The organism is Billgrantia kenyensis (assembly GCF_013697085.1).
GTDB lineage: Bacteria > Pseudomonadota > Gammaproteobacteria > Pseudomonadales > Halomonadaceae > Halomonas > Halomonas kenyensis.
In genome coordinates, this window is the sequence record NZ_JACEFT010000004.1 from 123,116 (window position 1) to 134,922 (window position 11,807).

The window sequence follows — 11,807 nt, forward strand, 5'->3', positions numbered from 1 at the left end:
CGCTGTGCGAACCAGAGCGCAGTGGAATGCTTGATCAATGTAATATTACAAAATATCAGCTTGAAAAACTGCCTTCCTTTGCTTATTTTTGTGTAAGTTAACTAGACGGGGGCGAGCATGAACGCAAGTACGCGGCCAGAGGGTGATGGTCAGCCGATCATCGATCTCGCGCTTTTTGGGGCCTTGGGCGACCTGTCGCAGCGCAAGCTCTATCCGGCGCTCTATCATCTCGATCGCGAGGGGCTGCTGCACGACGACACGCGCATCCTGGGCCTCGCTCGCCAGGAGCTCAAGCCCGATGCCTTTCGTCGTCGCGTGGCTGAGGCGCTGCAGACCTACGTCAAGCCTGACGAGCTGGATCGCGATACCATCAAGCGCTTCACAGCGCGTCTCGACTACCGTCAGCTCGACTTCGCTGCCGCCGAAGGCTACCGTGCGATCACCGAGTGGCGTCAGGCCGTACGCCATGACACCGTGGTCTGCCCCTTGGTCGTCTATCTGGCCGTACCGGCGAGCCTCTATGGGGACATTTGCCGCCACCTGCAGGCTGGCGAGTGCCTGGATGAACTCTCCCGCGTGGTGGTCGAAAAGCCGATCGGCTATGACTATGAGTCCTCCTGCGTGATCAACGACGCCATCGGCGAGGTGTTTCCCGAGTCCCGGGTCTATCGCATCGACCACTATCTGGGCAAGGAGACGGTGCAGAACCTCATTGCGTTGCGCTTCGCCAACCCCCTCTTTGGTACCCAGTGGAACCAGAATCATATTTCCCACGTGGAGATCACCGTGGCCGAACAGGTCGGGATCGAGGGGCGCTGGGGCTACTTCGATCGTGCCGGCCAACTGCGCGACATGGTGCAAAACCACCTGCTGCAGCTGGTCTGCCTGATTGCCATGGATCCTCCGGCGAACCTGGATGCCGACGCTATTCGCGACGAGAAAGTCAAGGTGCTCAAGGCATTGCAGCCATTCAGCGAGGCTCGGCTCAACCGCGATGTGGTGCGTGGCCAGTACATCGCCGGGACCATCAATGGCAAGGCTGTGCCCGGCTATCTCGAAGAGGAGGGCGCCAACCGCGATAGTGAGACCGAAACCTTCGTCGCCATGAAGACAGGCGTCTCCAACTGGCGCTGGGCCGGCGTGCCGTTCTACCTGCGCACGGGAAAGCGCATGCCGGAGAAGCTGTCGCAGATCGTGATCCACTTCCGCCAGCAGGCCCACTATATCTTCGACCCCGACCAGCGCAGCCTGGCGGCAAACAAGCTGATCATTCGCCTGCAGCCTGACGAGGGTATCGCGCTGGAAGTGTTGACCAAGGACAGTGGCCTGGATCGAGGCATGCGCCTGCGCCGCGGCCCGCTGCACCTGGACTTCGGCAGCGCCTTCCCCCAGGCGCGCATTCCCGATGCCTACGAGCGACTGCTGCTGGAAGTCATGAAGGGGCGGCAGTACCTGTTCGTGCGGCGTGACGAGGTGGAGCATGCCTGGCACTGGTGTGACAGCCTGGTGGCGGCCTGGAAGGAGATGGGCGAGCCGCCGCGGCGCTATCCGGCCGGCTCCTGGGGGCCGGTGGCTTCCATCGCCATGATCACCCAGGATGGCCGCAGCTGGTATGAGGACTACTGAGATGACGAACCTGAACGCCAAGCCGCGTATACAGCTTGCCGAGCAGCTTGCCGAAGCCACTGGTGAGGCGCTGCGCCAGGACCTGGCGCGGCAGGAGCGAGCCCTGCTGGTACTCTCCGGCGGCTCGACGCCGGTGCCCTTCTTCGAGGCCCTGTCCCGGCAGGCGCTGCCCTGGGAGCGGGTCGACGTGACCCTGGCCGACGAGCGCTGGGTGAGTGAGTCGAGCGAAGCGAGCAACGCCCGGCTGGTGCGGTGCCACCTGTTGCAGGGCGAGGCTGAAGTCGCTAACTTCGTCTCCCTCACCACCGATGACGAGACCCCGGAGCAGGGCGTCGAGGCCGTGACACGGCGCATCGAAGCGCTGCCGTGGCCGGCTTGCATGGTGGTGCTGGGCATGGGAGGCGACGGTCATACCGCATCGCTGTTCCCTGACAACCGTGAACTGGAGCTGGGCCTGACCACCGATGCACCGGTGTTGGCTGTCCGTACTCCCAGCCAGCCCCAGGCAAGGATTACCCTGAGCGCCGATCGGTTGCATCAGGCGCGGCGTCATGTGCTGCATATCACCGGTGACGACAAGCGCAGCGTTCTCGCCCGGGCCATGTCCGGCGACGACTCGCGCGAGCTGCCGATCCGGGCCTTTCTATCCTGCCCTCTGGCCGTCTACTGGGCCCCCTGAACAGGAGTCTTGCTCATGACCATCGATAAACAGCTGCCGTCCACGCGCACGACCGAGCTCGACAGCATCTGCCTCAAGGCAGAAGTCATTCCGGTGCTGGCCATCGAGCGCATCGAGGACGCCGTGCCGCTGGGCCGTGCCCTGGTCGAAGGCGGGCTCACCGTGCTGGAAGTGACCCTGCGCACCGACTGCGCCCTGGAAGCGGTAAAGCGCCTCAAGCAAGCGCTGCCCCAGGCCAGCATCGGCGTGGGTACCGTGCTCACGCCGGCCCAGTACCGCCAGAGCGAGCAGGTGGGCGCTGATTTCGTGGTCACTCCTGGCACTACCGAAGCACTCTATCGCTACGGCGTGACCAGCCCGGTGCCGATGCTGCCCGGTGTGGCCACGGTCTCCGAATTGATGACCGGCTGGCAGTACGGCTACCGCCGCTTCAAGTTCTTCCCCGCCGAGGCCAGCGGTGGCGTCAAGGCATTGAAGGCCTTTGCCGGGCCGATCCCCGAGGCGCGGTTCTGTCCCACCGGTGGTATCAACCTCGACAACGCCGAGGACTACCTGGCGCTGAAGAACGTAATGTGCGTGGGCGGCTCGTGGCTGACGCCCAAGTCCCTGGTCGATGCGGAAGACTGGACCGGTATTCGCCAGCTCGCTCGCGAAGCTGCCGAACGCTTTCACCACTGAGCTCCTATCCCCGGCTCTCGTTGTGCTCTCTCGGCAGCCAGTTGCTGTCATTCGCCCGGCCCTCTGGCCGGGCTTTTTTCATGGTGCCCTAGAAGGCTTCCCACTCCTGCGTGGCTTGCTTGCCCCGGACCGCTTCACGGATGAGTCTCTCACTCCCATGGGACACGGCGGGTGTCGCCGGTCGTGCGGCGCTGCTGGCGGCGGGGCGAGTGTCGCTGTCGCTGAATGCCCTCGCGCTGTGGGCCAGGGCCTGCACTTCCTGATCGAGCGAGGTCGTCGCCGCCTGGTAGCGCTGCATGCTGCCGGCGCTCGACTGGGTTGCCCGATCGATCTCTCCGATGGCCTGGCTGATCTGTTCGATGCCCTGGCTCTGCTCCGCTGCGGCGGCGCTGATCTCCTGCATCAGGCCGTTGACCCGATGGCTCGCCAACTTGATGCGGGCCATCGCCGTCTCTGCTTCGCCGGCCCGTGAACGACCGGCTTCGATCTCCTTGCGCGCCGTACCGATCAGAGATTGAACCCGGTGGGCGGCGCCAGCCGATTCGCTTGCCAACTTGCGGACTTCCTGGGCAACGACAGCGAAGCCTCGGCCATGCTCACCGGCGCGTGCCGCTTCTACCGAGGCGTTGAGTGCCAGGATGTTGGTTTGAAAGGCAATGCTGTCGATGGTGTCGACGATGCCGGCCATGTTGTCTGCCTGGCGCGTGATTTCCTGCATGGATTGCGCCAATGCCTGCATTACCTGGGCGGCGTGATCGACGGCCTCGACGTTGCCCAGTGTGGCCTTGCCGGCCTGGCTGGCGTTCTCTGCGCTTTGGCCGACAGTAACGGTGATCTGCTCGGCGCTGGCCGCAGTTTGCTGGACCGCGGAGGCCTGTTGCTCGAGGCGGCTGGCCATCGCGTGGTTGTTATGTACAAGATCTGTGACGGAAGGCTCGACCACGCCGATGCGGCGCTCCAGATCGCCGATCAGTGCAGCCAGTGACTGGCGCATGAAGGCCATGGCTCCGAGCATGCGCCCTAGCTCATCCTTGCCGTGGGCGGGCAGGCTGGCCCTGAGATTGCCGGCAGCGAGCTGCAGGGAAAAGTCGTGTGCCTGGTGCAGCGAGCGGTGCAGCCTGGCATTGGCTCGCCAGTTTATCCACCCCATGAGGAAGCCGCCGCCAACCCCAGCGATTAGCAGCCCTTCATCGAGCAACGACGAAGAAGCGTCTAGCGCACTCCATGCGCTGACTCCCAAAGCGGTCGGCAGTGCGGCGATCGCTAGGCTGGCGAAGAAGCTGCGGGTTTTCAGGCTGCGCCACTCGAAGCGCTTGAATGAATGCAGGGCACCGCGCCGGTAGGGGCGGCCATGGTTGACGGTATAGCGTCCCCTCTCTTCCCGGATGTCACGGTAGACCGCCTCGGCGTGGGCGGTTTCCTCGGCACTTGGCTTGACTCTGATGGAGGCGAAGCCCTTCAGCTTGCCGTTTTCCCGGATGGGAACCACATTGGCCCGCACCCAATAGTGATCGCCGTTCTTGCGCCGATTCTTGACCAGGCCGGACCAGAATTTTCCTGCTTGCAGATCTTGCCACATGTCGGCGAAGACGCTCTCGGGCATGTCGGGGTGGCGCACGATATTGTGTGGGGAGCCGTTCAGCTCCTCATAGGCATAGCCGCTCACGTCGATGAAACGTTGGTTCGCGTAGATAATATGGCTGCGGGTGTCGGTCTTGGAGATGAGTACGTCGTCATCGCGAAGCACGTACTCTTTTTGCGTTACCGGTCCATTGTGGCGCATGCGCTAGCTCACGGCAGAGAGATTATTCCTTGTCTTGTTCAGCTCCTGAGCGCATTTATACAATACATGAATAATATTTGTATAGGTTTTGTCTCGGCGAGGTACAGAGGCGTTCCTCTCAGACTTCGGTGCGAAAGAACGACAGGTGGAGGTGAGGCGGGGGGGAAGCGCCTGGCGTGACACACCGCCAGGCGAGAGCGAAGTGAGCCGAGCGCCCTTGCTCAGGGCGTCGCAGCAACGGCAACCGGCGCTGCTCCACGCTTGATCGCGGCGTAGCCCAGGCCGGTGATCAGTGAGCCGACCACGATGGCGGCCAGGTAGAGCAGTACCGGGGTGATGGCATGCGGGATCATCAGCACGAAGATGCCGCCGTGGGGCGCCATCAGCTGGGCGCCGACCCACATGGAGAGGGCACCGGTCACCGCGCCGCCGACGATGCAGGCCGGGATCACCCGCAGCGGATCCTTGGCGGCGAAGGGGATGGCGCCTTCGCTGATGAAACACAGCCCCAGCACGAACGACGCCTTGCCCGCCTCCCGCTCCGGCTCGGAGAACTTGTGGCGGGCCACGAAACTACTGATGCCCATGCCGATAGCCGGTACCATCCCGGCGGCCATGATCGCCGCCATCGGCGCGTAGGTTTGGGAGGCCAGCAGACCGACGCCGAAGGTGTAGGCGGCCTTGTTCACCGGCCCGCCCAGGTCGAAGCACATCATGGCGCCGAGCAGGATGCCCAGCAGCACCGCGTTGGTGGCGTCCATGCCGGCCAGGAAACCGGTCAGGCCGGCCATGATGGCTGCCACCGGCTCGCCGATCACATAGATCATGGTCAGGCCGGTGACCAGGCTCGAGATCAGCGGGATGATGAGAATCGGCTTGAGCGACTCGACGCTGGCCGGCAGCTTGACGTGGCGTGCCACCGCCAGGGCCACGTAGCCGGCCAGAAAGCCAGCAAGGATGCCGCCGAGAAAGCCGGCCTCGATCTCGGCCGCCAACATGCCGCCGATCATGCCTGGGGCGATGCCCGGGCGGTTGGCGATGGAGTAGGCGATGTAGCCTGCCAGTACCGGGATCATCAGCGCGAAGGCGGTACCGCCGCCGATTTGCATTAGCGCCGCGGCCAGGGTGCCCTCCTGCTCGAAGGCCTCGATACCGAAGACGAAGGAGAGCGCGATCAGCAGGCCGCCGGCTACCACCATGGGCAGCATGAACGAGACCCCGGTGAGCAGATGCTTGTAGACCCCCTTCTCCTTGATGCTGCGGTTCGCATCGCTGCGGCTAGCGGTGCCGCTATCTTCCACCTCGGCCTGATCGAGGGCCGCCTCGATGGTGGGGCGCGGCTTCTTCAGCGCGTTGCCGGTCGAGGTGCGGTAGATGCGCTTGCTGGCAAAGCGGGTCGGGTCGACCTCGATGTCGCAGGCGAGAATTACTACGTCCGCCGCGGCGATCTCCTCATCGGTGAGCTGGTTTTGCGCGCCGACCGAGCCCTGTGTCTCGACGCGAATCGCATGGCCCAGGCTCTTGCCCGCCTCGCTCAGCGCCTCGGCGGCCATGAAGGTATGGGCCACGCCGGTGGGGCAGGCGGTCACGGCGACGATTTTGCTGCCGCCGAGTGCTTGATGCTGGGTGCCTACCGCGCTCTGGGTGGGCGGAGTGAAGCCTTCGGCCTCGTGCCGGGCACGCTGCAGGAACGCCTCGGGGTCGGGCAGCGCCTCGCTGATGGCGGCATGGAACAGTTGCTTACCGGCAAAGCGCTCGGCGGCAGGAATCTGGTCGGCGGCGACCACGACCAGTTCGGCTGCGGCAATGGCATCGGCCGAGGCGGGCTCGACGGCTTCGAGCTGGCTGTGCATCTCGACGCTGGCTTGCCAACCCAGCCGGCGGGCAGCCTGCTCCAGGCGACGAGCGGCAAGGAAAGTGGTGGCCATGCCGCTGGGGCAGGCGGTGACGATGATCACGTTCATGCGAGGGCTCCCCCTGCGTCTACGTCGTTGAGGCGACGCACGCGGGTCTGTTGTTGGAGTTGCGGGAAGTCATCGGCGTGGAGGTTGCCCACACCCAGGTGACGAACCGATTCAGCGGAGAGGGCGGTGGCCAGGCGCAGGGCCTGGTCGGGCGGATGGCCGCACACCGCCCCGTGCAGCAGAGCGGCAAGCAGGGTATCGCCGGCGCCTACGGTGCTGGCGACGCTGACCCGGGGCGGCATGGCCTGCCAGGCGCCACGACGGCTGACCCACAGCACCCCGGCAGCCCCGGCGGAGACCACGGCCTCCTCGACGCCGGCGGCGTACAGCCGCAGCGCCGCGGCCAGGCGTGCTTCTGCCGTGTCGAGGGCATTGCCAGCCCAGGCGGCCAGCTCGTGCTCGTTGGGCTTGACCGCGGTGGGGCGAACCGCGATGGCTTGATCCAGGGCGGCGCCACTGGTATCGACCCACACCGGCAGGTCTGCCTCACGCAGCCGGGTGACCAGTTCAGCCAGGCTGGCCGGTGTCACGCCGGGCGGCAGGCTGCCGGCAATGACCACGGCGTCGGGGCGTCGCCGCGGGTCGCCGATACGGGTGTCGAGGCCGTCGAGCAAGCGCTGCCAGGCTGGCTCGTCGATGGCCGCGCCGGGGCCGTTGATGTCGGTGATGCGGCCGTCGGCCTCGGCGAGCTTGGCATTGATGCGGGTCTCGCCGGGCACGCGCAGGAAGGCGTCTTCCACGCCCATGGCTTCGAAGGCGCGCAGGAAGGGGCCGTCGTTGTCGGCGCCGAGAAAGCCCGACACCGTCACGTCGTGACCCAGCTCGGCCAGCACCCGGGCCACGTTGACGCCCTTGCCGGCCGCCGTCAGGTGGGTCTCATGGGTGCGGTTGACCGTGCCCGGCTCCAGCCGCTCCAGGCTCACGGAGAGGTCCAGCGCCGGATTCAGGGTGAGGGTGAGCAGGCGGGCCATCAGCGCACCTCCAGAGCGTCGCGTACCGCCTCGCTGGTGGCCTGGGCCAAGGCCAGCTGGGCCTGGGTGCGGGCCTCGGCCAGATCGAACTCGCGCAGCCTGGCCTTGACCAACGGTACCTGGCGCGCGCTCACCGAGAGCTCATCGACGCCGAGTCCGACCAGGACCGGCACCGCCAGGGTGTCACTGGCCAGTTCGCCGCATACCCCGACCCACTTGCCGTGGGCATGGGCCGCCGCCACGGTCATCTCGATCAGACGCAGCACCGCCGGGTGCAGGCCGTCGGCATGGGCCGAGAGCTCGGGGTGGTCGCGGTCGATGGCCAGGGTGTACTGGGTCAGGTCGTTGGTGCCCACCGAGAAGAAGTCGACCTCGGCGGCCAGGACGGGAGCCAGCAGGGCCGCCGACGGCACCTCGATCATCACCCCCAGCTGCACGTCGGTGGCGCGCTCGGCGGCGGGAATCTCGTCGAGCAGGCGCGCGAAGATGGCGCGTGCGGCGCGAAATTCGCCCACGTCCTTGACCATCGGCAGCATGATGCGCAGCGGCCGCGGCTTGTCCGCCGCCTCGCTGGCGGGGGCAGCTGCCATCAGCAGCGCCCGCAGCTGGGTCTCCAGCACCTCGGGGCGGGTCAGGCTGAGGCGGATGCCGCGCAGCCCGAGGAAGGGGTTGTCCTCCTTGGGCACCGGCCAGTAGGGCAGCGGCTTGTCGCCGCCCACGTCGAGGGTGCGGGCCACCAGCGGGCGGCCGTCCAGGGCATCCAGGGCCTCGCGGTACTCCTCGATCTGCGTGGCGAGATCCGGCTCCCGGGCGTGGGCCATGAACAGGAACTCGGTGCGCAGCAGGCCGATGCCCTCGGCGCCGCGCTCCACGGCATTGGCGGCGTGGGTAGTGTTGCCCAGGTTGGCGGCCACCTCCACGCGATGTCCGTCACGGGTTTGGGCCGCCTCGAAGCGCGCCTGCCAAGCCTCGGCCTCGCGCTGCTCGCGTTCAGCCAGACGCTGCTCGGCGCTGGCGCGGCGCTCGGCGGAGGGTGTCGGGATCACCCGGCCGCGTTCGCCATCGAGAATCAGCTCCTGGCCGCCTGCCAGCGTCAGTACCCGTTCGCCGGCACCCACCACGGCGGGGATGCCCAGGGCGCGGGCGAGAATCGCGCTGTGTGCGGTGGCGCCGCCGCGGGCGGTGAGCAGACCGCGCACCCGCTGGGTGTCGAGCCGCGCCACGTCGGAAGGGCCGATGTCGTCGGTCACCAGGATGTAGGGCGTCTCCGGCGGCTTGGGCAGCGTTACCTCGCACAGCACGCCGAGCACGCGGCGGCCGACGTCGCGCAGATCGGCGGCGCGCTCGGCCAGCAGGCGGTCGGCGAGCATCTCCTGGGCATGGGCGGCGGTCTCGATGGCTTCCCACCAGGCGGCCTCGGCCGAGCGACCCTCCTGAATGCCTTCGCGGGCGGCCTCGAACAGCTCGGGGTCGGTGAGCATCTCCTCGTGCATGGAGAGAATCTGCGCCACTTCGCCGCCGCGGGCCTGCTGCACCAGTGCCTCGAGCTGGGCCGCTCCTTCGACGAGGGCCTGACGCAGGCGCCGCTGCTGCTCGGCGGCATCGGCGGCGCGCTCGGGATAGTCGAAGCGCGGGGTCTGCAGCACGAAGACCGGCGCGATGGCCAGCCCCGGCGAGGCTGCCACCCCCGGGTGAGGCTCGTCGTCGGGCAGCGGCTGGATGGGGGCGGCATCCGCCTGCGGCATGCTGCGCTCACGGCTCTCGTCGAAGGGCAGCACGTGCTCGCCCAGGCCGTCCGCCACGGCTCGGCACACGGCCTCGAGGGCCTGCTGGGCTTCCTCGCCTTCGGCGGAGAAGACCAGTTGCTGGCCGCGGCGGGCACCGAGGTTGATCACCTTGGTCAAGCTGGAAGCGGATACCGTAGCGCCACCGCCTTCGGCCAGTCGTACCTGAATCGGCAGGCCCTGTTCCCGGGCCACCTGCACCAGCTGTTTGGCTGGGCGGGCATGCAGCCCATGGGCGTTCAGCACCCGTGCCAGCCGGGTATGGGCCGCGGCGGATTCGCCGGCCAGGCGTGCCAGCACGGTGGCGGCATCGGTGCTGGGTAGCTCGGCGGCAGCACCGCTGTCGAGCAGGGTCAGAACGCGCTCCAGCAGGCCGCGGTGGGCGTCCCCCTGGGCGGCCAGGCAGAACACCCCCTTTACCGCTTCGCCGCCGCTCTCCAGGCGCTCATCCGGCGTGGCCAGGGCCAATGCCGGCACTGCAACGCTGCGCTCGCCGTGAGTCAGCCACAGCCCTTGGCCCAGCGATGCCAGGGGTCGCTCGGCCACGTCGGCCATGAAGTCGCCACCCACGCAGCCGAGCTGACGCAGCCGGGCGGCGCCGGCCAGGGCCAGTTCGCGCGCGTCGCGGGCAGGAAAGCCAAGGCACAGGGTGTCGGCGTCGAGACGCGCTTCCACCTGCGCCTTCGACAGCAGGGCGGCCACGGTCGCCGCCGAACCGGCACCGGCCAGCCTCTCGCCGACGCTGTCGTCGTCGAGTACGTGGGTGAGCTGGCGCAGGATGTCCAGGTGTTCGTCGCTCTGGGCGGCAATGGCGACCAGCACGTGGATGCGCTGGCCGTCGTGCCACTCGACCCCAGCGGGAAACTGCAGCACGCGTACGCCGGTGGCGAGCACGTGCTCGCGGCTCTCCGGCGTACCGTGGGGGATGGCAATGGCGTTGCCGAGATAGGTGGAGGACTGGGTCTCGCGCTGGAACAGGCCGTCGCGGTAGGCGGGTGCGGTCAGTCCTGCCCGATGCAGCGATTCGGCGGCCTGCTCCAGCGCATCGCGCCAGTCAGGCGCCCGGCAGTCGAGGAGGATGTCCTCGGGGCGTAGCGTGAGCATGGGCAATCTCCTGTTGGCGGTGACCCAATCGAACCGCTGGATCAAGTCCCGGTTTGTCGATTACGATTTTGCTGAATCGTGTCACCTTGTCTATTCTTCATGCTGGATCGATTCATCTGCTTTCGCAAGTTCGGAATCTTAGACTTTGGCAGGGGGTAGGGCGTCCAGGTGCTGGCGTAGAATGACAGGCCGCTAACGGGGAGAAGCGATGACACTTGCTGAAATCGCACGCCTGGCCGGTGTCTCGCGTACCACGGCCAGTTACGTGATCAATGGCCAGGCCGCCGAGCGGCGCATCAGCCAGGAAACCGTCGACAAGGTCATGGCGGTGGTGCGCCAGCACCGCTACCGGGTGGATGCCCAGGCCGCCGCGCTGCGGCGGGGCTCAAGCCGTATCCTCGGGTTGATCGTGCCGGACCTGGAGAACGCCAGCTATGCGCGGCTGGCGAAGCGGCTCGAGCGTGGCGCGCGGGAGCAGGGCTACCAGCTGCTGATCGTCGGCTCCGACGACCGGCCGGAGAGCGAGCGTGAGCTGGCCCTGGCCCTGCGTGCCCAGCGCTGCGAGGTGTTGATCACCGCCAGCTGCCTGCCCCTGGACGACCCCTTCTATACCGAACTGATGGCCGATGGTCTGCCGGTGATCGCCGTGGACCGCGGCTTCGATCCCCGGCATTTCGCCTGCGTGGTGAGCAACGACAGAGAAGCCGCCGAGCGGCTGACGCGCTCGGTGCTGGGCGAAGGGGTGAAAAGCGTGGCCTGGCTGGATGCCGTGCCGGGGCTCTCCATCAGCCACGAGCGGCGCGGCGGGTTCCGGCAGGCTCTGGCCGGCAGCGACGCAACGGTGCTCATGTACGGGGCCGAGAGCTACGAGCGGGACGAGGGCGCGCGTCTGATGCGCGAGCTGCTTGCCGAGCACGGTTTGCCCGATGCCCTGGTCACGGCGTCCTATACGCTGCTCGACGGGGTCTTCGACGTGCTGCTGGAGCAGGGTGGGCTGCCGCAGACGCTGCGTCTGGCTACCTTCGGCGACAATCGCCTGCTCGACTTCCTGCCGTTACCGGTCAATTCGGCAGTGCAGGATCACGAACGTATCGCCGACGCCGCCCTGGCCGCCGCGCTGGCTGCCGCCCGAGGCGATTATCGCCCGGGGCAGCAGGTGGTGGCGCGAACGCTGCGCTGGCGCCTGCCGGCGCGAGTACCGCTATGACACGGCCGGGA

Annotated in this window: 8 protein-coding genes; 4 read left to right on the forward strand and 4 right to left on the reverse strand. The window is 67.1% G+C overall.

Translation table 11 applies throughout. From position 1 onward, the window contains the following. Nucleotides 1–117: 117 nt before the first annotated feature. From zwf to H1D44_RS05700, 3 genes are read left to right on the forward strand one after another with little or no spacing between them, the layout of a single operon-like run. On the forward strand, nt 118–1,626 hold the full coding sequence (gene zwf / locus H1D44_RS05690) for a glucose-6-phosphate dehydrogenase (RefSeq protein WP_181513869.1): 1,509 nt from the start codon (nt 118–120) through the stop codon (nt 1,624–1,626). A 1-nt stretch (nt 1,627) separates the two neighbouring features. Next, nucleotides 1,628–2,305: a 6-phosphogluconolactonase gene (gene pgl, locus H1D44_RS05695; protein WP_181513870.1), complete on the forward strand. Its 678-nt coding sequence runs from the start codon at nt 1,628–1,630 to the stop codon at nt 2,303–2,305. Nucleotides 2,306–2,320: 15 nt separating this feature from the next. After that, nucleotides 2,321–2,983 (forward strand): bifunctional 4-hydroxy-2-oxoglutarate aldolase/2-dehydro-3-deoxy-phosphogluconate aldolase, encoded by a 663-nt coding sequence (locus tag H1D44_RS05700; RefSeq protein ID WP_181513871.1) that lies wholly within the window; start codon nt 2,321–2,323, stop codon nt 2,981–2,983. Nucleotides 2,984–3,071: 88 nt separating this feature from the next. On the opposite strand, the gene H1D44_RS05705 is transcribed toward H1D44_RS05700, so the two are convergent. The 4 genes from H1D44_RS05705 to ptsP form a co-directional block, all read right to left on the reverse strand. Beyond that, nucleotides 3,072–4,766: a methyl-accepting chemotaxis protein gene (locus tag H1D44_RS05705; protein ID WP_181513872.1), complete on the reverse strand. Its 1,695-nt coding sequence runs from the start codon at nt 4,764–4,766 to the stop codon at nt 3,072–3,074. A 221-nt stretch (nt 4,767–4,987) separates the two neighbouring features. Beyond that, on the reverse strand, nt 4,988–6,730 hold the full coding sequence (locus H1D44_RS05710) for a PTS fructose-like transporter subunit IIB (RefSeq protein ID WP_181513873.1): 1,743 nt from the start codon (nt 6,728–6,730) through the stop codon (nt 4,988–4,990). Next, complete coding sequence (gene pfkB / locus H1D44_RS05715) at nt 6,727–7,701, reverse strand: 1-phosphofructokinase (protein ID WP_181513874.1); 975 nt, start codon at nt 7,699–7,701, stop codon at nt 6,727–6,729. The genes H1D44_RS05710 and pfkB overlap by 4 nt, the downstream gene beginning before the upstream one ends. Continuing rightward, nucleotides 7,701–10,589 (reverse strand): phosphoenolpyruvate--protein phosphotransferase, encoded by a 2,889-nt coding sequence (ptsP, locus tag H1D44_RS05720; RefSeq protein ID WP_181513875.1) that lies wholly within the window; start codon nt 10,587–10,589, stop codon nt 7,701–7,703. The genes pfkB and ptsP overlap by 1 nt, the downstream gene beginning before the upstream one ends. A 208-nt stretch (nt 10,590–10,797) precedes the next feature. On the opposite strand from ptsP, the gene cra reads away from it, so the two are divergent. Next, nucleotides 10,798–11,796, forward strand: a complete 999-nt coding sequence (gene cra, locus H1D44_RS05725) for a catabolite repressor/activator (protein ID WP_181513876.1) — start codon at nt 10,798–10,800, stop codon at nt 11,794–11,796. Nucleotides 11,797–11,807 lie beyond the last annotated feature (11 nt).